We start from the raw sequence: 23057 nt of genomic DNA, 5'->3' as shown, positions 1-23057 counted from the left end.
TCCAATCTTTACTCTATATTATGTTCTTTCTTATAATCATAACTTTCCAGATAAACCAAAAGTACGGAAATATCCGCAGGTGATACACCGGAAATTCTGGAAGCCTGCCCTATACTAAGTGGCCGCAATGCCTCCAACTTCTGGCGGGCTTCAATACGAAGACTCGGAACGACTTCATAATCAATATTCTCCGGTATTTTCTTTGACTCGATCTTTTTAAAGTTCTCTACTTGTTTTTGTTGTCTTGTGATATAGCCTTCATATTTGATATGAATATTGACCTGCTCTCTCACTTCCGGGTGGAGGCGAGGCCTCTCCGGATCAATCGGCGCCAGACATTCATAATTCAGTTCCGGTCTGCGGATCAGATCTGCCAAAGTCACACCACAATTCAAAGGTATGCTTCCCTGTGATTCAAGAAAAGTCTGTACTTTTTCATTGGCACCGATATGAACATTATGCACGCGCTTGATTTCCTGCTCGATCAGACGCCGCTTTTCTTCTACCCAGGCAAAACGCTCATCAGAGATCAGACCGATCTTATGACCGATCGGAGTCAAACGAAGATCCGCATTATCCTGGCGCAAAAGCAGACGATACTCTGCACGGGATGTCATCATACGATATGGCTCATGGTTTTCCTTTGTTACAAGGTCATCGATCAAAACACCGATATAACTTTCGGAACGATCTAATACAACCTGTTCTCTTCCTAAAATTTCAAGAGAAGCATTGATACCGGCAAGAAGTCCCTGACAGGCAGCTTCTTCATATCCACTGCTGCCATTGAACTGTCCGCCACTGAAAAGTCCTTTGATCTTTTTAAACTCAAGTGTGGCATAAAGTTGATTGGCATTGATGCAATCATATTCTATGGCATAAGCATTGCGGACGATCCTTGCGTGCTCCAATCCAGGAACCGTATGATACATGGCATACTGCACATCTTCCGGGAGTGAAGAACTCATACCACCGATATACATTTCATTGGTATTGAGGCCTTCCGGCTCCACAAACAACTGATGCCTGTTCTTATCAGCAAATTTTACGACCTTGTCCTCGATGGAAGGGCAATATCTCGGACCGGTGCCCTCGATCACACCGGAATACATTGGCGAACGATCTAGATTTGCGCGAATGATCTCATGTGTCTTTTCGTTTGTATAAGTCAGATAACAGGACACCTGATCTATCTGCACATCCTCCGGGTCTGTGGTAAAGGAAAATGGAACAACTTTCTCATCTCCAAACTGTTCTTCCATTTTGTCGTAATCAATGGTCGAACCGTCTATTCTTGCCGGAGTGCCTGTCTTAAAGCGGTACATTTCAATACCATTTTCCACCAAAGAATCCGTCAGATGATTAGCAGCCTTTAAACCATTCGGTCCGGTATGTTCGATCACATCACCATAAAGACAACGGGCTTTCAGATAAGTTCCGGTACAAAGAACACATGCCTTACAATGATAAATAGCACCGGACAAAGTCTTTACCCCGGTGATCTTTCCGTCTTCTACTATGATCTCACAGACTTCTGCCTGACGCAGGGTAAGATTTTCGGTATTTTGCAAAGTCTTGCGCATCTCCATACTATAGGCAGCCTTGTCCGCCTGGGCACGGAGAGAATGAACTGCCGGACCCTTTGATTTGTTGAGCATCTTGGATTGGATAAAAGTATGATCAATGTTGATACCCATTTGTCCGCCAAGAGCATCGATCTCTCTTACCAGATGTCCCTTAGAACTTCCGCCGATATTTGGATTGCACGGCATCATAGCCACACTATCCATGCTGATCGTAAAAAGTATGGTATTTAACCCAAGTCGTGCTGCGGCAAGAGAAGCCTCACATCCGGCATGACCCGCACCGACAACAACGACATCATATGTTTCTTCTATTACTGGCATAATTTTTCCTTCCTAATTATGGGCACTTTCTATTTTCCGGTACAAAACTTTGCAAAAATCTCATTTACCAAGTCTTCCTCTACCGACTCACCAATGATAATACCCAAACTTTCATAAGCATCCATAAGATCGATCGACAGAAAATCTTCCGGCATATCCATAGAGATACTTTCCACAACATGCTTTAAACTCTCATTTGCATCAGAAAGCGCTGCAATATGTCTGGCATTGGTAAGAAATACCTCATTACTGTCCATGATCTGACCTGTAAAGAACATATCTGTGATCATTTTCTCCAGATAATCCAATCCCTGACCATTCTTTGCAGAAAACGGCAAAATGTCCTGTGACAGATATTTATGGATCTCGTCCGCATCCACGACCGGATCCAGATCCGTCTTATTTAAAAGTACAATAACTTTGAGATCTTTGATCTTTTCCATAATGGCAATATCATTTTCATCCAATGGTCTTGATGCATCCACGACATAAAGGATGAGGTCAGCATTTTCCATGGTATCATATGCCTTTTTAACACCAATCTTTTCTACCACATCTTCTGTATGGCGAATACCCGCCGTATCAATAATGCGAAGGGAAATACCATTCAAACTGATCTGCTCCTCCAAAGTATCACGGGTTGTTCCGGCAATATCCGTAACGATCGCCCGGTCTTTTCTGGCAAGCAGGTTCAAAAGAGAGGATTTTCCGGCATTTGGTTTGCCAATGATCGTCGTCTTAATGCCCTCTTTTAACATAGAACCATTATCCGCGGTTGCAAGCAAATGCGAAATCTGATCTATGATCTCCTGTATCTTTGGTAAAAGTTCTTCCCCATAACCTGTAATGTCTATATGCTCCGGGTCATCCAAAGCCGACTCAATATAAGCGATCTCATAAATGATCTTAGACCGCATATCCTTGATCTGATCTGAAAAAATGCCCTGCAACTGATTGATGGAATTGTGAAGAGCCAAGTTGGAATTGGAAGAAATCACATCCATAACAGACTCTGCCTGGGAAAGATCGATCCTGCCATTCAAAAATGCCCGCTTAGTAAACTCTCCCGGTTCCGCCGGTCTTACACCCTGCGCTATAACGGCTTTTAAAATCTCCTGCATGACAAGTGTCCCGCCATGACAATCGATCTCAACAGTATCTTCTGTCGTATAAGTACGCGGAGACTTCAAGACCAGTACCATAACTTCATCTATGACCTTATCATCATAAACGATATGACCATATTGTACGGTATGAGACTCTACTTCCGTCAGTTTCTGTTTTCCTTTATAAATTCGATCAACTTTTTCAATCGCATCCGAACCACTCACACGGATAATACCGATACCGGCATTTGTCATGGCAGATGCGATTGCACAAATAGTATCTGTCTTATACATAATCAATTCCTTATAAGAAAAAATTGGACCTTATCCCCATTTATTATGAAGATAAAGTCCAAAGATTTCAACCCATTTATATTATTTCTTCAGGGTAATAACAACATGTCTGTAAGGTTCTTCCCCTTCAGAATGTGTTACAACATACTTGTCATTCTGCAAAGCAGAGTGAATAATTCTTCTCTCATAAGGATTCATTGCTTCCAAAGAAACCGGACGCTTGGTTCTCTTTACCTTATAAGCCATGTTCTTGGCAAGGTTTTCCAAGGTTTCCTTTCTTCTTCTACGATAATCCTCTGTGTCGATCTTTACACGAAGATAATTGTCTGACTTTCTGTTGACAGCAAGGTTTGTCAGATACTGGAGAGAATCCAATGTCTGCCCGCGCTTACCGATCAGAACGCCCATCTCAGGTCCCTTCAACTCAATGTCGATCACACCCTCGATCTCATCAAACTTTGTGATGATCTCAACTTCTAAGTTCATCTTATCAAAAACTTCTGTTAAGAAATCTTTTACAACATCTTCCGGTGTAGACTTCTTTGCAACCTTGATGACTGCATCTTTGCTGCCAAAACCAAGAATACCGTTGCTGCCTTTTTCGATTACTTCATATTCAATCTGATCACTTGTTGTTCCAAGAGAAACCAATGCATTTGTGATTGCATCATCAACAGTTTTTCCTCTAAATTCTACAAATTCCATGATTTTAAACCCCCATTATTTATTATTACGCTCGTTAAAATCTTTTACCAGATTGGCTTTTGATGCCATAGATCCGCTTGCAGCATGTGCACGCGCTTCTTCTGCCTTGTTCAAAGCATCAATCTTGTCAGAAGAAATGTTTGCCTTTGAAGCCATGCTGTTGCTCTTTGTATTCATCTTTGCTGCTTCATAGATCTGTGCCTGACGGATACCGCGCTGCTCTTTCTTCTTTGCTGCTTTTTCTTTGTTCTTTTCAATAATATCATCCAGATTGATCTTCTCAAAATGCTTGTTCAGTAAGATCTGCTGAACGATACGGACTACAGAACCCATGGTCCAGTACAAAACAAGACCTACCGGACAGGTGAAGGCGATGAAAAGTGTCATCAAAGGCATCATCATGTTCATTGTCTTCATCTGCTGTGCCATCTGATCTGCCTGTGCGTTGCCGGATCCGGAAGTATCCTGTGTAGGCATCAACTTCATATTGACGACCTGTCCAAGATAAGAAACGATTGGAACTAAAAGTGCTGCAATGAGGAGTACCCAATACTTATCAGCCCATGCTGTCTTCATCAGATTCCAAGGTGTATCGGAAATATTTAAGATGAACATGTAGTTGATATCTTTTAAGTTTGCGGCTGTGGTTGCGATGGAGTCAGAAAGATTAGGAAAACTGTCTGCCAGAGCGCTCCAACCGGATTCACTCAATTTGTAAAGAACATCAATGATAGAATTGCTCATTGCTGTACCGGTTGCATCTGCATGAAAAGCAACATTCTTAAGACCTGCACTCTTATAAAGTGCTTCCATGGTCTGTGCATAACCATCGGTTGCCATAATGCCGTTTACAACATCAGTAAAAATGTCTTTTACACTGGTAATGTAAGCCGGTACGTTCCAGAATACACGGTAAAGTGCAAAAAGGATCGGCATCTGAATGAGCATCTGTAAACAAGAACCCATTGGAGAAACACCGTATTTGTCATAGACCATCTGTGTTTCTTCCTGCTGTGCCTGCATAGAAGCAGTATCCTTTTTATTCTTGTACTTCTTCTGGATAGCATTCAGTTCCGGCTGCATCTTTCTTGTAAGCACAGAAAACTTCTGCTGCTTATAAGTCAGCGGGAACAGACACAGGTAAATGAATACCGTAAATACGATGATGGTAAGGGCGATGCTGTTGATATGACATACGGAACTAAGAAAAACGTATATCTTATCCATGATCCAGCCGAGTCCTTTAGCGATTGGTCCTAAGATCGCACCATCATAAGCAGTTAAATATAACTCTGTCAATGTTAAAAACCTCCATTTTATGGAACAGGATCATAACCACCTTTTGAAAATGGATTGCAACGAAGAATACGCCAGGCAGCCAAAGCTCCGCCTTTAAAAAAACCGTACTTCTCCACAGCATGCAGACCATAGGTCGAGCATGTGGGATAATACGGGCATTTCGTTGTCTTCATTGGCGAAATATACTTTCTATAGAATTTGATAATCCAGATTAAACCATTTTTCAAAATTGATTGCATATTCTTTTCCAATTATTACCTATTTAATATGTTGTGAAGACCTGCAAGATGAAGCAAAGCATCATTAATTTCATGATAAGAACAATCCCTTGCCCTGTTTCTTACAACGACTACGATATCCAAACCACTATTGAACATCTCTTCATGTAGTCTATAACTTTCTCTGATCAGTCTCGTCAAATGATGTCGTACTACACTGTTTCCTACTTTTTTACTAACAGAAATTCCAATTCGATTTGTGGATCCTTGATTCTCGCATACGTACATAACTAAATATCGATTTGCTTTGGATTGTCCGTTTTTATAAACATACTGGAAATCGGCATTTTTCTTTAAAGAATCACTGAATTTCACTAATATCCACTCACCTTTCCATGACAAAAAGTCTCTCGAATTGGGTCATGATCGTTTTTGATAAAAAGAAGAAAGACCACAGGGTCTGTGGCCTAAGCTGATAATTTCTTTCTACCTTTTGCTCTTCTAGCAGCCAATACTTTTCTTCCGCCTGCTGTACTCATTCTTGAACGAAAACCATGTACTTTAGATCTCTGTCTCTTTTTTGGTTGAAATGTCATCTTCATAGTATCCACCTCCCTTTATGAAAAAACATCGCTATCATTATAACAAAAAAAGTCTCAAAGTCAAGCAAAATCAACATTTTTTAGGTATTTTACCTTTTCCACAATTTTCTAAAATTCTCTTGATAAAGTGGATAACTTTGTGGATAAGTGTAAAATTTAAAAACATTCATCCACAGATATATTGCTAAAAATGTCATTTTGTGTCAGATATTGTGGTTTATAACTTATCCACATACTAAGTCTATTATCCACTTTATGCACAAAGATAGCCCTATAACGTCGTATTTTGGAAAATAAAGAAAATAAGGTGCCTGTATTATCCCCTATACCTATGATGTTTTTGTTGATAAAATGGCTTTATTAAGGTATTATAGATGATAGGTTATTAGGATAAAGAACGGGGACTACATATGAATTTAGAACTTATTCAGGAAAAATGGGATGATATTTTACAGAGTTTCAAAGAAGAACACTCTATTTCTGATATTTCCTTCAAATCCTGGTTATTACCACTGGAGCCAACATCCATTGAAGATGATACACTAATCGTTGTCTTTGATCCAAAAGATGATCAGGAATCCGATCCTGACCAGATGGCAATCAATTATATCACCAAGAAGTACGCAAAGTTTCTTGCCATCATGATCAGTGAAGTATGTGGCTTTACTAAGGAAGTAAAATTGCGTTTTGCCTTACCGGGCGAATTCAGCACACCGGCTATCAATGAGACTTTTATTCCAAAGTCAGCCAACTATGCAACTTCTAATTTAAATGCAAAATACACTTTTGATACTTTCGTCGTAGGTGGCAACAACAAATTTGCCAGACAGGCATCTCTCGCTGTTGCAGAATCTCCGGGCGAAGCATACAACCCACTTTATATCTATGGTGGACCGGGACTTGGAAAAACACACCTTTTACATTCCATCGGCAATTTCATTATCAATGAAAATCCTGATAAAAAGGTACTTTATGTGACTTCCGAACAATTCTTAAATGAAGTCATCGAAGGCATTCGTGGATCCAATTCTTCCAATGCCATCACAAAGACCAGAGAAAAATATCGTTCGGTTGACATCCTTCTGATCGATGACATCCAGATTTTAATAGGTAAGGAAAGCACGCAGCAAGAATTTTTCAATACTTTCAATACTCTTTATTTGGCTGGAAAGCAGATCGTTATCACTTCCGATAAGCCGCCAAAAGAGATGGAGACTTTGGAAGAAAGAATCCGCTCCCGTTTTGAAAGCGGACTCATGGCTGATATCGGCAATCCTGATTATGAGACCAGAATGGCGATCTTGCGCAAAAAAGTCGAATCTGAAAAGATCAATCTGAGTGATGATATCTTGGATTACATTGCTGAGAATATCAAGTCCAACATCCGTGAACTGGAAGGGGCACTCAACAAACTCATTGCCTACTCCAATCTGGAAAAGAGCGAGATCACCATGGATATTGCCATGCGTGAACTTCAGAATATCATTTATCCGGACAAGCCTAGAGAAGTTACACCGCAACTCATCATTGAAGTTGTTTCTGAACATTATAATATTCCTATGGAAAAGATGCTTTCCAAGGATCGCAGTAAATCCGTTTCCAGACCGCGTCAGATTGCCATGTTCTTATGCAATACCATGACAGATGCTACCTTAGAAGGTATCGGTCAGTTACTCAACGGAAGAGATCACTCTACTATCCTACACGGACGTAATGTGATTGAAGAAGAATATAATAATGATGAAGAATTTCGTAAACAGATCGACACCATCAAAAAGAAGATCAATCCAAATTAGATGAGATTGTGTATAAGTTGTTGATTTCTATGTTTAAATATATGGGATAAGTTGTGAATTTATGTTTACAGCCTGAGGATAAAGGTAAAACACCTTAAGAGGTTGTCCCTTTTATCTACAAAACATCCTCTGTGTTTCCTCAGCCTTTCAACAGTACTTTTTGATTTAACTTTTAGGACAAGTCCAGAAACCATCAGCGTTTCACGACTTATACACTTTTGCACACCCTATAATAATATTACTATTAATTTCTATTATATTTATCTATGTTAAACTGAAAGGAGTTTTACCGATTATGAAGATCACCTGTCAAAAAGCAGAACTAGCAAAAGGAGTAAACATCGTTTCAAAAGCAGTTCCTACCAGAACTACCATGGCTATCTTAGAATGTATCTTGATCGATGCTTCTACAAATGAGATCAAATTAACGGCCAATGATATGGAAATTGGTATTGAAACGATCATTGAAGGCACGATTGAAGAAAGAGGCATCATTGCATTGGATGCCAGATTCTTTTCTGATATTGTTCGTAAACTTCCTGATAATGAAGTTACCATTGAAACAGATGCTACCTTTAAGACAACTATTACCTGTGAAAAGGCAAACTTTACTATCGTAGGAAAATCCGGTGAAGATTTTGCTTATATTCCGATCATTCCTCGTAATGAGCCGATCTTACTTTCACAGTTTACATTAAAGGAAGTGATCCGCCAGACCATTTTTTCTATTGCAGATAATGAAAATAACAAATTGATGACAGGTGAATTATTTGAAATTGAAGGAAATCATCTGAAAGTGGTTTCTCTGGATGGTCATAGAATTTCCATTCGTAACATCGAATTAAAGGAATCTTATGAAAATAAAAAGGTCGTTGTTCCAGGAAAGAGCCTGATAGAAGTCAGCAAGATCATTCCAGGATCCACCGAAGAAATGGTAAATCTCTTTATTACAGACAATCATATTATTTTTGAATTCGACAATACAACGGTTGTTTCCCGTCTGATTGAAGGAGAATACTTTAAAATCGATCAGATGTTGTCTACCGATTATGAGACAAAGTTTAAGATCAACAAGAGAGAACTTTTAGACTGTATCGACCGTGCGACTCTGATGGTAAAAGAAGGCGACAAAAAGCCGATCATCATGGATATTACCGATGGAAACATGGAATTAAAGATCAATTCTGTTGCCGGATCCATGAAGGAAGATATCGAGATCGGCAAAGAAGGTAAGGATATTTTGATCGGATTCAATCCAAAGTTCTTTATCGATGCCCTTCGTGTTATTGATGAAGAAGAAGTATCTATTTATATGGTTAATCCAAAGGCACCATGTTTTATCAAGGATGATGAGGACAAGTACATTTACCTCATTCTTCCGGTAAACTTTAATACAGCGACAAACTAAGAGGAAGATAAAATGGAAGAAATCAGTTTAAGAGAGGGCGATGACTATATCAAACTTGGACAATTACTCAAAAAAGCCAATATGATGTCCTCCGGTGTGGATGCCAAGATGGTCATTTTAGATGGACTGGTAAGTGTCAATGGCGAGGTGGAACTTCGTCGTGGCAAAAAAATCTACCCAGGTGATGTGGTTACTTTTGAGGGAGAGAGCGTTAAAGTAGTCAGATGATCATAAAGTCCATAGAATTAAGTAATTTTCGTAATTATGAACATTTAGATATTACATTTGATGAGGGCACCAACATTTTGTATGGTGATAATGCCCAGGGAAAGACAAATATCTTGGAAGCTGCCTATGTCAGTGGAACGACAAAGTCACACAAGGGCAGCCGGGATAAAGAGATGATCCGTTTTGACCAGACAGAGTCTCATATCAAGACGCTGGTGGAAAAGAACGAAAAGGAATACCAGATCGATATCCACCTTAAGAAAAATAAGGCAAAGGGCATTGCCATCAACAAGGTTCCCATCAAGAAAGCAAGCGAACTTTTTGGTATTTTAAATATTATTTTCTTTTCGCCGGAAGATCTGAACATAATTAAGAACGGACCGGCAGAGAGAAGAAGATTTATTGATGCAGAACTTTGTCAGTTGGATAAGATTTATTTATCGGATCTGACAAACTACAATAAGATATTAAATCAGCGGAACAAACTTCTCAAAGATCTTTATTTTAACCCGAGTCTCAAGGAAACACTTCCGGTATGGGATATGCAGCTTGTCAACTACGGCAAAAAGATCATTGCCAGAAGAAATCAGTTTATCATGGAATTAAATGAAGTTGTTCATGATATCCATCACAAGATTTCCGGTGGCAGGGAAGAAATGGTTATCAAATATGAACCAAATATTGAGGATATTTTCTTTGAAGATGAATTGATCCGTGCCAAGGAAAAAGACTTAAAATATGCACAGACTTCAGTCGGACCGCACAGGGATGACCTAAAAATCTCTGTGGGAGATATTGATGTGCGTAAGTTTGGTTCGCAGGGGCAGCAGAGATCTTGTGCTCTGTCGCTGAAATTATCAGAAATCAAATTAGTAGAGCAGACCATTCATGATAAACCTGTTCTTTTGCTTGATGATGTACTTTCAGAATTGGATCATAATAGACAAAATTATCTCTTACAGGCGATCGACGATACACAGACTATCATTACCTGTACGGGTCTGGATGATTTTGTGAAAAATAGATTTACCTTGAATAAGGTATACGAAGTAGAGAATGGATGCGTTCATTTACATAGCAATATGATGGAGGATAAAAATGAGTCAGAATAATCAGGAATATGGAGCAGATCAGATTCAGATATTGGAAGGATTAGAGGCTGTTCGTAAGCGTCCGGGTATGTACATCGGTAGCACATCTGAGCGTGGATTGCATCATTTGGTATATGAGATCGTTGACAATGCCGTAGATGAGGCTTTGGCAGGATTTTGTAGCCATATTATTGTAAGTATCAACGAAGATGGCACGGTTACGGTAGAAGATGATGGTCGTGGTATTCCGGTCGGCATCAACTCAAAAGCAGGAATTCCTGCGGTTGAAGTTGTATTTACAGTTTTACATGCCGGCGGTAAGTTTGGCGGTGGCGGATATAAGGTATCCGGTGGTCTGCATGGTGTAGGTGCATCTGTTGTAAATGCGCTTTCTAATTGGCTGGAAGTAGAAATCTGCCGTGACGGTAAGGTTTATAAGCAGCGCTATGAGCGTGGAAAGACCATGTATTCTTTGAAAGAGATCGGTACTTGTGATCCGGATAAGACAGGAACCAAGGTTACTTTTTCACCGGATGAATCTATTTTTGAGACAACGACCTTTGATTTTAATACCTTAAAGGTGCGTCTTCGTGAGACCGCATTTTTGACAAAAAATCTCCGCATTACTTTGCAGGATAAGAGGGAAGATCCGATTAATGAACGCGTTTTCCACTATGAAGGTGGTATCAAGGAATTTGTTACCTACCTGAATAAAGGAAATCAGGAACTTTATCCTGAGGTTATCTATTGTGAAGGCGAAAAAGATGGCGTTTATGTAGAAGTTGCCATGCAGCACAATGATTCCTACAATGATTCGTCTTATTCTTTTGTTAATAATATCATCACACCGGAAGGTGGTACACATCTGGCAGGATTCCGTAGTGCGCTTACAAAGACCTTTAATGCTTATGCAAGAGAAGCAAAGATTTTGAAGGAAAATGAGAGTGCCTTTAGTGGAGAGGATATCCGTGAAGGATTGACTGCGATTATCAGTATCAAGATCGAAGAGCCGCAGTTTGAAGGACAGACAAAGCAAAAACTTGGAAATAGTGAGGCAAGAGGAGCGGTTGACAGTATTGTAAGTGAGCAGTTGACTTATTTTTTGGAGCAGAATCCGCAGGTTGCCAAATCTATCTGTGAAAAAACGCTGCTTGCGCAGCGAGCAAGGGAAGCAGCCAGAAAGGCAAGAGATCTGACCAGAAGAAAAACTGCTTTAGAGGGAACTTCACTTCCGGGTAAACTGGCAGACTGTTCCGATAAGGATCCAAAAAATTGTGAGATTTTTATCGTCGAGGGAGATTCCGCCGGTGGATCTGCAAAAACAGCGAGAAGTCGTGCAACACAGGCTATATTGCCTTTGCGTGGTAAGATTTTAAATGTAGAAAAAGCTAGAGAAGATAAGATTTATGCAAATGCCGAGATCAAGGCGATGATCACAGCCTTTGGTACCGGTATCCACGAAGATTTTGATATTACAAACTTCGTTACCACAAGATCATCATTATGACAGATGCCGATGTCGATGGTGCGCATATTGCAACACTTATGCTCACCTTCCTCTATCGTTTTATGCCGGAACTCATCAAGCAGGGCTATGTATATCTGGCAACACCGCCACTTTACAAGATCGAAAAGAACCGCAAGGTCTGGTATGCCTATAGTGATGAAGAACTCAATAACATTTTGACAGAGATCGGTCGTGACGGAAATAATAAGATCCAGCGATATAAGGGACTTGGAGAGATGGATGCAGAGCAGCTTTGGGAGACAACCATGGATCCGGAGCGCCGTATCTTAAAGCGTGTTATGGTTCATGATGAAAATGCTTCTGAAATTGACGTTACATTTTCAACTTTGATGGGTGATAAGGTAGAACCTCGTCGTGAATTCATTGAAGAAAATGCAAAATATGTTCAGAATCTTGATATTTAGTAGGAGGACGTTTACAAATGGATGACAAGATTTTTGATCAGATTCATGAGGTGGATCTGAAAAAGACGATGGAAACATCATATATTGATTATGCCATGAGTGTAATCGCGTCCCGCGCCCTTCCTGACGTTCGAGACGGACTCAAACCGGTACAGCGTAGAGTTTTATATTCTATGATCGAATTGAATAATGGACCGGACAAGCCACACAGAAAGTGTGCACGTATTGTCGGTGATACCATGGGTAAGTACCATCCGCACGGTGATTCTTCTATTTATGGAGCACTTGTCAACATGGCACAGGAATGGTCGACCAGATATCCACTTGTCGACGGACATGGTAACTTTGGTTCTGTGGATGGAGATGGCGCTGCTGCCATGCGTTACACAGAGGCAAGACTTTCCAAGATTTCCATGGCTATGCTTTCCGATATCAACAAAGATACCGTAGACTTCATGCCAAACTTTGACGAGACGGAAAAAGAACCAACCGTTCTTCCTTCCCGTTATCCAAACCTGCTGGTAAATGGAACAACAGGTATTGCTGTTGGTATGGCGACAAATATTCCGCCACACAATCTATGTGAAGTTATCGCAGCCGTGGTAAAGATTATTGATAATCAGGTAGAGGAAGATCGTGAGACAGATATTGAGGAATTACTTGAGATCGTCAAGGGTCCTGATTTTCCGACCGGTGGTACGATCTTAGGTCATGCCGGTATTGATGAGGCATATCGTACAGGACGCGGTAAGATCCGTGTGCGTGCGGTATCTGAGATCGAGCCGATGAACAACGGCAAGAACCGTATCGTTGTAACCGAACTTCCATATATGGTAAATAAGGCACGTCTGATCGAAAAGATCGCAGAACTTGTCCGCGATAAAAAGATCGACGGTATTACCGATCTTCGTGATGAATCATCACGAGAAGGTATGCGTATCTGTATTGAGTTGCGTCGTGATGTCAATCCGAATGTCGTGCTCAACTTACTTTACAAGCATACACAGTTGCAGGATACTTTTGGTGTAATTATGCTTGCCTTGGTCGGCAACCAGCCAAAGGTACTCAACCTCTATGAACTTTTAAATTATTACTTGCTGCATCAGAAAGATGTCGTAACCAGAAGAACCAGATACGACCTGAACAAGGCAGAAGAAAGAGCACATATCGTACAGGGATTATTGATCGCTCTGGATAATATTGATGAAGTGATCAAGATCATCCGTGGTTCTGCTGATGTGGCTACGGCAAAGCAGCAGTTGATGGAGCGTTTTGCTTTATCAGAAGCACAGGCAAATGCCATTGTTGAGATGCGTCTGCGCGCATTGACCGGTTTGGAAAGAAACAAACTGGAAGAAGAATATAAGTCTTTGATGGAACTCATTACGGAGTTAAAGGCAATTCTTGCAGATGAAAAGAAGTTGCTTGGTGTTATCAAGGAAGAAATCCTTGCTATCTCTGATAAGTATGGGGATGATCGTAGAACCTCTATCGGATTTGATGAATATGATATTTCCATGGAAGATATGATTCCGGTTACAAATACTGTTATCACATTTACAAAACTTGGCTATATCAAGCGTATGAATGTGGATAACTTTAAGAGCCAGCATCGTGGCGGTAAGGGAATCAAGGGCATGGAGACGATCGATGAAGATTACATTGTCGAAATGATGATGACGACATCGCATCATTATCTCATGTTCTTTACCAATACCGGTAGAGTTTATCGTCTGAAAGCCTATGAGATTCCGGAATGTTCCAGAACCGCAAGAGGTACTGCTATTGTCAACCTTTTGCAGTTGCAGCCGGACGAAAAGATCACATCCATGATACCGATCAAGGAATACTCAGACAGCCAGTATCTTTTTATGGCTACCAAGAATGGTATTGTGAAAAAGACGAAGATCACAGATTATGAAAATATCCGTAAGACGGGTCTTGCAGCCATCAATCTGCGTGAAGATGACAGATTGATTGAGGTAAAACTGACAGATAATAACGAAGATATTATTTTAATTACCAAGTTTGGTCAATGTATCCGTTTCCATGAGACAGATGTCAGAAATACTGGACGTACTTCCATGGGTGTTATCGGTATGAGTCTGACAGACCAGGATGAAGTGATCGCAATGCAGCTTGCTTCTCAGGGAGATTCTCTGATGATCGTTTCTGCAAAGGGTCTTGGAAAGTGCACACTGGTAGAAGAATTTACACCGCAGAACCGTGGCGGTAAGGGTGTCAAGTGTTACAAGATTACAGAAAAGACAGGAAATGTCGTTGGATGTAAGGCTGTCAATGAAGATGATGAGATGATGCTTATCAATACCGAAGGTATTATTATCCGCATCAAGGTCAATGATATAGCACTTCTCGGAAGAATTACTTCCGGTGTGAAATTAATCAATGTCGGTGAGGGCGTTACGGTTGCAAGTATTGCAAAAGTACGCAAGGAAGACATGATTATGGATGAAAGTGAAGAAAATCAGGAAGATTCTGCTTCTGAAGAAGATTCTACAGAAGAATAAGAGGTAAAATAAAACTCCGCCAGAGTTGATTGCAGTTAATTGCAAAACTGGCGGAGTTTTATCAATCTGTGAGTTCGCTATAAATTTCTACGGTTTCTTTATCATCAAATCCATTTACATAATAATTTTTTTCATCAGCCGAAAAATTTATATAATACTTGTGTTGCGGATTTAAGAATAGTTCATAGTTTCCCTGATTTCTCACATGGAATTTTCCCTTTAAGAGATTATCCATAGCGGTTCCATTGCTTTTTACCATAGATGGCAGTTCATCTACCAAAGATACATTGGAAATGGTATCTGTATCAATAGCATAGTTTTCAAAAATGTGTTCACAGTAAAGAGTGTCATCTTTTATGACAAGGTGGATTGGTGTAAATTCCTCCATGATCATAAAAATGCTGATAAAAGGTATGCTGAGCATTGCAATAATAGAAAAGATTGTAAGCCCTTTTCCGAGACCTGTTGCCATATTTACGGAAGTTCCAATGCCGGCTCTCGTTTCTACTATGCTGCTTTTGTCCTTAGGATTGTAGTAAAACAGTCCAAAGATCCATGCCTCGTCTTCGTTGGTCTTAAATGCCGGATCAAAAGAACTTGCATAACGTTTTTCAATATTTTTGAATTTTTTCCCTAACGGGATAATTAAGATTAAAAGGACAAGGGCATAAGCAATGGATCCAACAAGAAAAATACCTAGATGGATAGTATCGGATATAAGAGGCAAAAAGGTAATCAAAGTGTAGGCAAGGTTTAGCCAGACACAGGCTAACCAGAAATTTTTCCACACGTTTTTCTTGGATCTTGTGTAATTGATGTTGATGTCACTGTCATTGCAGATGACTTCTACCGGTCTACGATCCATCCAAAAGGCAATGATCCAGTACAATAAACTGATAGCCGCAATGCTAAGAACCATAATCGTGCTGTCAAAATCTGTTTTTTCAGAGAGAGCCGAAAATACAATGGAAAGGACAAAAATGAAAAAACTGAGGAAAGTCGGAAGGAAGAATGGCAAAAATCTGACCTTTCTGACATTTCCGGCATTTTTCATCTCTACATAAGATACTAAAATCTGATTTTCGTATAATTGATTTTCCTTTTTCCATTTCTTTAACTTTTTATTGGCTATGGCATATGGCACATAAAACAATAGAATTAAGAGCATGAGCCAATTCATCCAGATTGTAAACTGTATGGAAAAATGACTTGTCAGTAAACTGGTGAGAGGAATAGCAAAAAAGATGAGAAGCAGGATGTTCATCTGCTTCTTAAAGTCGCTTATGATCTTCTGAACTGCAGGTTGTTCTATCCATTCTTCCTTCATGGAGACGGAAAACAGCAAATGATCATGAAATTTATGGTTGTTCTTTAACACAAAATATATGATAAGCAGTACCGGATATGTACTAATAAAAAGAATGATATTAAACATAGATCTGCCTCCTAAAAATACTTTTCACATAATTGGAAAAATTCTTCCTTTGAAAATCCGCGGATGTTTGCCTCGGATATGATCTGTTGCAAATTGTCCAAAGAAGCCTGTGAGAGATATTTGCCCTGGTCAAATTCATTTCGGATCCTTGCGCCGTTTCTGCGGTCGGTAACGATATAGCCTTCTTGTTTTAAAAGAGCATAGGCTTTGTTTACCGTCATGGAATTGATCCCGATTTCTTCTGCAAGGGCGCGCACAGTCGGTAATTGCTCTCCGGGCTGTAATCTCCCATCAGAAATACCTAAGACAATCTGATTGCGGATCTGTTTGTAAATAGGAATTTCAGAAACCTCATCAATACAGATGACCATGATAGACTCCTTTCTTTTTATTTTTGTATTATTTAGTGTAATACAAATAATACAAAAGTCAAGAGAAAAAATTAACCATTGCTGATACAGACACCTGCGTATATAATAAATTTTAGATGTAAAGGAGAATATGCATGCGGTTAGTAATTCAGCGGGTAAATCATGCATCTGTCAAAGTAGATGGTGACGTGATCGGAAAGATCGGCAAAGGGCTTTTGATATTTCTTGGTGTGGCGGATGGCGACACCAGAGAATGGTAGATAAATATGTCAAAAAGTTGCAGGGACTTCGCATTTTTGAGGATGCGGATGGAAAGACAAATCTGTCCATAAAAGATGTGGATGGTGAAATACTTGTAGTATCACAGTTTACACTTTATGCGGACTGTAAAAAAGGAAACCGACCGAGTTTTGTCAAAGCAGGCGCACCTGATTTTGCCAATGGACTTTATGAATATTTTAAAGAAAAATGTCAGGAGGCATTTGGCAAGGTGGAATGTGGCAGTTTTGGCGCAGATATGAAAGTGGATCTGGAAAATGACGGACCATTCACGATCCTGTGGGATAGCGACTGGTGGTAGAGGGAGAAAATACAATGAGAGAAATAGCGGTAAAAGACATCACAAAAGAAATTGCAGATATGTGCATTCAGGCAAATCACTATCTGTCAGAGGACATGGATCAGGCACTGAAAGTTGCGACAAAAGAAGAAAAATCTCCTCTGGGCAAAAAGATTTTGGAGCAGTTGCAGGAAAATCTCACGATCGCAGACCAGGAAACCATTCCCATCTGCCAAGATACCGGTATGGCAGTTGTCTTTATGGAGATCGGACAGGATGTGCATTTTGTCGGCGGTAGTCTGGAAGATGCCATCAATGAGGGTGTGCGCCAAGGTTATATTGATGGCTATCTGCGCAAGTCTGTCGTAGGTGATCCGATCGAGCGCGTCAATACCAAGGATAATACACCGGCTGTCATCCATTATTCTATCGTGACCGGAGATAAGGTAAAGATCACATTTGCGCCAAAGGGTTTTGGCAGTGAAAATATGAGCCGGGTCTTTATGTTAAAGCCTGCAGATGGGATCGAGGGTGTAAAAAATGCCATTCTCACCGCGGTAAAGGATGCAGGTCCGAATGCCTGCCCGCCTATGGTCGTAGGTGTCGGTATTGGCGGAACCTTTGAAAAATCTGCACTGATGGCAAAGCAGGCACTTACCAGAAATCTCAATCAGAAGCCGGAAATTCCATGGGTGGCAGATCTGGAAAAAGAAATGCTTGAAAAGATCAACGGACTGGGAATCGGACCGGGTGGACTCGGCGGAAGCACCACGGCACTTGCAGTCAATATCAATACCTATGCAACACATATTGCGGGACTTCCGGTGGCAGTCAACATCTGTTGTCACGTCAATCGCCACGTAGTGAGAGAATTATAATTGTAAAAAGGGGTTTCAGATGGATAGACATATTACATTACCAATTACAAAAGAAATCGCAGAAAGCCTGACTTCTGGGGACTATGTATATCTGGATGGTCAGATGTATGTAGCACGCGACGCAGCGCACAAGCGTATGATGGAAGTCCTGGATCGTGGAGAAGAACTTCCGATCCCGATCAAAGATGCAACGATTTATTATATGGGACCTTCACCTGCCAGAGAGGGCAGACCGATCGGTTCCGCAGGACCGACAACAGCCAGCCGTATGGATAAATACGCACCGCGCCTATTAGATCTGGGACAAAAGGCTATGATCGGTAAGGGAAAGCGGACAAAAGAAGTCTTAGATGCTGTCATCCGCAATCACGCTGTATATTTTGCAGCCGTTGGCGGTGCCGGTGCCCTTCTTTCTAAATGCATCACAGAGTCAGAAGTCATCTGCTATGATGATCTGGGTGCAGAAGCCATCCGTAAGATTATGGTCGAAAATTTTCCGGTCATAGTTGTAGCAGATTGCCACGGAAATAATCTCTATGAAACAGCCATTCTGGAGTATCAGAAATAAAAGAAAATTGCGAAGAAATGCAATATTTTCGTTGACAAATGGGGATACCTTTAGTAGAATAGTTTGTGCATTGTGAATATTGATTTAGTTCGACTATGGAGAAGTACTCAAGTGGCCGAAGAGGTGCCCCTGCTAAGGGTATAGGTCGGGTAACCGGCGCGAGGGTTCAAATCCCTCCTTCTCCGTTTTCATAATGCATATGGCTCCGTGGTCAAGCGGTTAAGACATCGCCCTTTCACGGCGGTAACACGGGTTCGATTCCCGTCGGAGTCACTTACATCTTGACGGATGTATGACTTTTTTATATAATGCATCATGTTGATGCAAGTTATGGCGCCATAGCCAAGTGGTAAGGCAAAGGTCTGCAACACCTCTATCACCAGTTCAAATCTGGTTGGCGCCTCTGATTTAGCGGTTCACAGTAGTGAGCCGCTTTTGTTTTTATATCACAGGAAAATCCTGTGGAATTCCCTGATTTGTAAAGATGAGGAGACCTTATGATAAGCAGAGAAATGATTATATCTTATCTGACAGAATACAGTGCAATCGAAGAAATATTTCGCACATATTATGAACAGGATGGTAAAGTGAATTCTTTTTATGATATGGAAAAAAAATATGCTTTTTTTATGAAGGAAGGTAGCAGATTTCTTCAGAGAAAAAAAGAACTCGATGAAAAATATCCCAAAAAGATTCTTGATCTGGATAATGTAGATTTGGATGCATGGGAAAAAGAAAATGTACAAAAGAATATGGATCACGAAATAAAGGAAAAAAACAGAGTACATTTTCTTCACAAGGAATTTTTTGAAACAGACAAAAACATCTTTATCAATAAACACATTCGATTTTCTCCCGGAGAATTTCACGATCATGAATTTATAGAGATGTGCTACATATATAGGGGAAAGGTTGATCAATTTTTACGCAGTAAAGAAGGAAAAGCAGAAAAAAAGGAGACTTTGAATCAAGGAAACCTGCTGATCATTCCGCCGGGAATGCAGCATAAAGTAAATATTTATGATGACAGTATGATGATCAATATTGTAGTTAATAAATACACTTTTGAGAAGACATTTCTGGGGGATATTCCGCAACAGAGTCTTTTGCATCAGTTTTTCAGTGAGGTACTTTTTTCGCAGGAATCCAATGCATATGTTGTTTTTTCAGGTGGAAATGATGAAGTATTAAGGGACAAGTTACTTGATCTCATGGTAGCTTATCTGAATGAAACTACATACGGAGCAAGAATTTGTGATCATTATCTGAGTATCTTTTTTCTGGAACTTCTTGGTCAGTGTAAAAATGTAAAATTGTCCTCCAGGCTTGGAAAAGAAGGAGAGCAGATGACACAGATTTTATTGTATATCAATCATAACTATGCAAGCATTTCCCTAGAAGAAGTCGCAGAAGAATTTCACTATTCAAAAACTTATCTGAACCGGATTTTTAAAAAACACATGGGTACGACTATTTTAAAACAGATTCAGGATACACGTTTGCAGGAGTCTTGTCTGCTTTTGAAAAATACGAGAATGTCTGTGGAAGATATTGCCCTACATGTCGGATATGAGGATACATCCTATTTTATCGAACTGTTTAAGAAAAAGTATAAAAAGACACCTTTACAATATAGAAATGATATTGATTAGTTTTATATCACCATATTTTATGGTATGAAAGACCTCTTTTTTTGTTTTATTTTGCAATCTACAATAAAGAAAAGATTGCTAAAAACAAAATGGGAGGTTTTTTCATGAAGATCAGAGATTTACAGGTAAACCATCTGTCTAAGCCATGCGGAATTGATGGGTCGGATATTACGTTGCGATGGAAACTGGAAGATGGAAGTCAGCAGAGTGCTTTTGAGGTAGAAGTTTACGATGTAAGTGACAAGGAAAACAAGGAGGAGATTGAAGTAAGTAGAAAAATAAGCGGGAGTCAGATGCAATATCATCTGAGTCAAAAAATTCCATATCGGACTACCGGAAAATTGGAATTGCTTTGATGAAAATGGTAATCCAAAGGATTCCTTTAATCATTATTCTTATGGGGCGATTGTCGGCTGGCTGATGGATTGTGCTGCCGGTATTCTTGTAAATGATGGAAAGATCGTGATCGCGCCGCAGCCAGACCAAAGACTTGGTTATTTGCATACTTCCTATGATTCTCCATATGGAAAGATCACGTCTGGCTGGAAATATGAAAAAAACCGTATTGTCTACACCTTTGAGATCCCGGCAAATATGACTGCTACGGTCCGATTGGAAGGCTGCGGTCCAGAGACCCTGAAGTCAGGATCTTATGAGAGAGTTGTGTCTTTATAGTTTTGATATACAAATGTATAGTTAATAAATAAGGCAGAACAAAGAGAAAGCCTTATCTCCAACGAATTTGTATAGTAAAGTTGAAAAAATAGCTAGATCAGACAAATTTGTTTACATTTCGTCGAATTTTCCGACATCTGATTTTATAAACTCTTTATAATTTAATCATAAGCCACAGAGATACTGCACAACTTTCTACGAAATAGGAAAGCGCAGTGTTGAGAAGTGATAAATGAAAAGAATATGGAGGGTTTGACTATGGCAAACGAGAAAAAAGCCGGCATTTTTAATGCCAGCGCACGTGATGGCGTTCAGTATCGTAAAGCATCCATGCTCGAAATGATACTTGGTAACGCAAATAACGGATGTGGTATCTGCTTTTATTTGCTGATGATGTATGCATCTTACATTGCAAATGCAGGATACGCAATCGTACCGGCAGTTGCAGGTATCATTATTACAGGAACAAGACTTTTTGATGGATTCACAGATGCGCTTTTTGCAGCATTGTTCGAAAAAATGAATCCAAAACATGGAAAGATCCGTATCTTCCTTGTGACTGGATGGGTGATGGCAGCACTTGCAGTTCTTATGATGTTTGATTGGGCATCCGGTAAATACACAGGAACAACTGGTATTGTAGTATTTATCCTTATTTATGTTGTATATATCTGCGGATATACCATCAATGGTATGGCAGGTGGTACCATCGGTATCGTACTTACGAATGACCCAACACAGCGTCCAATGATGGGTGTATTTGGAACATTGTTCTCATATCTTGTTCCACTTATTTTTAACAACATTGTTACCTTTGCTATTTTGCCTAGATACGACAATCAGTATAATGCTCCGATGCTGAAAGAAGCTTGCTACTGGTATGTAATTACAGCTGGTATCTTTATGTTACTTGCATGCTTCGCTGTTCGTAAGTCAGATAATGCAAAGACATTTGAAGTTATCGGAAAAGATGGTCAGAAGAACCAGACCGTTAAGTTTAAGGACATGGTTGCTATCTTAAAAGACAACAAGCCTTGCCAGATGTATATGCTTACCGGTATTTCTGATAAGTTGGCTCAGCAGGTCGGATCACAGTCTATCATTACAACCATGGCGTCCGGTATCTTGATCGGATCCTATGCAGCAGCAACTATGATCGGTAACTTTACTATGATCGTAGGTATTTTATTTGCCTTTGGTGGTGGTGTCTTTGTAGCTAAGATGGGTGCAAAGAAGGCAACAACCGTTTGGTCATGGCTTTCTATTGCAGTAGCAGTGATTACAGTTGTATTCTGTGCGATCTTAGGACCAACCGGTATGAAGTCCATCGGTGTCTTCGGTGTACCAATGATCATTTATGCATTATTGCAGTTGGCTACAACCGGTACAAAGATGGTTCTTACCACAACAGGTACTGCTATGAAGGCAGATATTGTTGACTATGAATATGCAAGAACAGGTAACTACTTACCGGCTGTTATTTCCGGTGTTTACAACTTTATTGATAAACTCATCACATCACTTGCATCTACCATTGCAGCATTCTGTATTACATTGATCGGATATAAGGATACCGTTCCTCAGATGGGCGATCCTGCAACAAAGGGTGTATTCTGGATGACAATGTTCTTAATGTTCGGTCTTCCAATTCTTGGATGGTTGTGCAACATCGTTGCTATGAGATTCTACAAACTGAACAAGGAAGAAATGGTTGAGGTTCAGAAGAAAGTAGCAGAGATGAAGGCAAAAGCAGAAGCAAACGAAAATGCAGAAGCATAAAATACATAAGTCATAAAATAACAGGA

At 40.1% G+C, this 23057-nt stretch carries 20 protein-coding genes, 3 tRNA genes and 2 pseudogenes; 16 read left to right on the top strand and 9 right to left on the bottom strand.

The annotated features are described in order from the left end of the window. Positions 1 to 8: 8 nt before the first annotated feature. From mnmG to rpmH, 7 genes are all read right to left on the bottom strand, one after another. Positions 9 to 1907, bottom strand: coding sequence for a tRNA uridine-5-carboxymethylaminomethyl(34) synthesis enzyme MnmG (mnmG, locus tag DW996_RS03885; RefSeq protein WP_118534929.1), 1899 nt, complete (start codon positions 1905 to 1907; stop codon positions 9 to 11). A 29-nt stretch (positions 1908 to 1936) separates the two neighbouring features. After that, positions 1937 to 3307 (bottom strand): tRNA uridine-5-carboxymethylaminomethyl(34) synthesis GTPase MnmE, encoded by a 1371-nt coding sequence (gene mnmE / locus DW996_RS03880; protein ID WP_118534928.1) that lies wholly within the window; start codon positions 3305 to 3307, stop codon positions 1937 to 1939. An 81-nt stretch (positions 3308 to 3388) separates the two neighbouring features. Continuing rightward, a complete protein-coding gene (jag, locus tag DW996_RS03875; RefSeq protein ID WP_118280657.1) occupies positions 3389 to 4012 on the bottom strand; it encodes an RNA-binding cell elongation regulator Jag/EloR in 624 nt (207 codons plus the stop codon). A gap of 15 nt (positions 4013 to 4027) precedes the next feature. Next, the gene (locus tag DW996_RS03870; RefSeq protein WP_243098660.1) at positions 4028 to 5311 is read right to left on the bottom strand and encodes a YidC/Oxa1 family membrane protein insertase; all 1284 of its coding nucleotides are present in this window, start codon (positions 5309 to 5311) and stop codon (positions 4028 to 4030) included. Positions 5312 to 5328: 17 nt separating this feature from the next. Then, positions 5329 to 5550: a membrane protein insertion efficiency factor YidD gene (yidD, locus tag DW996_RS03865; RefSeq protein ID WP_186854249.1), complete on the bottom strand. Its 222-nt coding sequence runs from the start codon at positions 5548 to 5550 to the stop codon at positions 5329 to 5331. A gap of 15 nt (positions 5551 to 5565) precedes the next feature. Beyond that, positions 5566 to 5904 carry a ribonuclease P protein component gene (rnpA, locus tag DW996_RS03860; RefSeq protein WP_118280712.1) on the bottom strand — a complete coding sequence of 113 codons (339 nt, stop codon included), beginning with the start codon at positions 5902 to 5904 and terminating at the stop codon, positions 5566 to 5568. A gap of 92 nt (positions 5905 to 5996) precedes the next feature. Continuing rightward, a complete protein-coding gene (gene rpmH / locus DW996_RS03855; protein ID WP_005334681.1) occupies positions 5997 to 6131 on the bottom strand; it encodes a 50S ribosomal protein L34 in 135 nt (44 codons plus the stop codon). Between the two features lie 410 nt (positions 6132 to 6541). Here rpmH and dnaA point away from each other — a divergent pair, with 410 nt between their 5' ends. From dnaA to gyrA, 6 genes and pseudogenes are all read left to right on the top strand, one after another. Then, positions 6542 to 7927, top strand: a complete 1386-nt coding sequence (gene dnaA / locus DW996_RS03850; protein WP_118534927.1) for a chromosomal replication initiator protein DnaA — start codon at positions 6542 to 6544, stop codon at positions 7925 to 7927. Positions 7928 to 8222: 295 nt separating this feature from the next. Then, a complete protein-coding gene (dnaN, locus tag DW996_RS03845; RefSeq protein WP_118280659.1) occupies positions 8223 to 9335 on the top strand; it encodes a DNA polymerase III subunit beta in 1113 nt (370 codons plus the stop codon). Between the two features lie 12 nt (positions 9336 to 9347). Next, a complete protein-coding gene (locus DW996_RS03840) occupies positions 9348 to 9563 on the top strand; it encodes an RNA-binding S4 domain-containing protein (protein ID WP_118280660.1) in 216 nt (71 codons plus the stop codon). Next, positions 9560 to 10675, top strand: coding sequence for a DNA replication/repair protein RecF (gene recF, locus DW996_RS03835; RefSeq protein WP_118534926.1), 1116 nt, complete (start codon positions 9560 to 9562; stop codon positions 10673 to 10675). The genes DW996_RS03840 and recF overlap by 4 nt, the downstream gene beginning before the upstream one ends. Beyond that, positions 10662 to 12586 (top strand): annotated as a pseudogene (gyrB, locus tag DW996_RS03830) (DNA topoisomerase (ATP-hydrolyzing) subunit B). Before recF ends, gyrB begins: the two are co-directional and overlap by 14 nt. A gap of 17 nt (positions 12587 to 12603) precedes the next feature. Next, on the top strand, positions 12604 to 15114 hold the full coding sequence (gyrA, locus tag DW996_RS03825) for a DNA gyrase subunit A (RefSeq protein ID WP_118534925.1): 2511 nt from the start codon (positions 12604 to 12606) through the stop codon (positions 15112 to 15114). 61 nt (positions 15115 to 15175) lie between these two features. On the opposite strand, the gene DW996_RS03820 is transcribed toward gyrA, so the two are convergent. Both DW996_RS03820 and DW996_RS03815 read right to left on the bottom strand, forming a co-directional pair. Beyond that, positions 15176 to 16549, bottom strand: a complete 1374-nt coding sequence (locus tag DW996_RS03820; protein ID WP_118534924.1) for a PH domain-containing protein — start codon at positions 16547 to 16549, stop codon at positions 15176 to 15178. Between the two features lie 11 nt (positions 16550 to 16560). Further along, complete coding sequence (locus DW996_RS03815) at positions 16561 to 16920, bottom strand: GntR family transcriptional regulator (protein WP_118280667.1); 360 nt, start codon at positions 16918 to 16920, stop codon at positions 16561 to 16563. Between the two features lie 134 nt (positions 16921 to 17054). Here DW996_RS03815 and dtd point away from each other — a divergent pair. From dtd to DW996_RS03765, 10 genes and pseudogenes are all read left to right on the top strand, one after another. Further along, positions 17055 to 17500: pseudogene (gene dtd / locus DW996_RS03810) on the top strand (D-aminoacyl-tRNA deacylase). A gap of 14 nt (positions 17501 to 17514) precedes the next feature. Then, positions 17515 to 18357, top strand: a complete 843-nt coding sequence (locus tag DW996_RS03805) for a fumarate hydratase (RefSeq protein ID WP_118280669.1) — start codon at positions 17515 to 17517, stop codon at positions 18355 to 18357. A 19-nt stretch (positions 18358 to 18376) separates the two neighbouring features. Beyond that, complete coding sequence (locus DW996_RS03800; RefSeq protein ID WP_118280670.1) at positions 18377 to 18925, top strand: Fe-S-containing hydro-lyase; 549 nt, start codon at positions 18377 to 18379, stop codon at positions 18923 to 18925. A 97-nt stretch (positions 18926 to 19022) separates the two neighbouring features. Further along, positions 19023 to 19110: transfer RNA gene (locus DW996_RS03795), tRNA-Ser, on the top strand. A 16-nt stretch (positions 19111 to 19126) separates the two neighbouring features. Next, positions 19127 to 19198 (top strand) — tRNA-Glu (locus DW996_RS03790). 59 nt (positions 19199 to 19257) lie between these two features. Continuing rightward, positions 19258 to 19328: transfer RNA gene (locus DW996_RS03785), tRNA-Cys, on the top strand. A gap of 94 nt (positions 19329 to 19422) precedes the next feature. Continuing rightward, positions 19423 to 20577, top strand: coding sequence for an AraC family transcriptional regulator (locus DW996_RS03780; RefSeq protein WP_118534923.1), 1155 nt, complete (start codon positions 19423 to 19425; stop codon positions 20575 to 20577). Positions 20578 to 20681: 104 nt separating this feature from the next. After that, positions 20682 to 20933, top strand: coding sequence for a glycoside hydrolase family 78 protein (locus DW996_RS03775; RefSeq protein WP_118282351.1), 252 nt, complete (start codon positions 20682 to 20684; stop codon positions 20931 to 20933). A 64-nt stretch (positions 20934 to 20997) separates the two neighbouring features. Further along, entirely contained in the window at positions 20998 to 21252 is a 255-nt protein-coding gene (locus tag DW996_RS03770; RefSeq protein WP_158575186.1) for an alpha-L-rhamnosidase C-terminal domain-containing protein, read from the top strand. A 258-nt stretch (positions 21253 to 21510) separates the two neighbouring features. Next, positions 21511 to 23031: an MFS transporter gene (locus DW996_RS03765; protein ID WP_158575184.1), complete on the top strand. Its 1521-nt coding sequence runs from the start codon at positions 21511 to 21513 to the stop codon at positions 23029 to 23031. The last annotated feature ends 26 nt before the right edge of the window (positions 23032 to 23057 follow it).

The sequence above is a fragment of the Roseburia sp. AM51-8 genome, assembly GCF_003478275.1.
GTDB lineage: Bacteria > Bacillota > Clostridia > Lachnospirales > Lachnospiraceae > Pararoseburia > Pararoseburia lenta.
The sequence above is the reverse complement of the archived record's forward strand: the minus strand, read 5'-3'. Positions and strand labels throughout refer to the sequence as shown.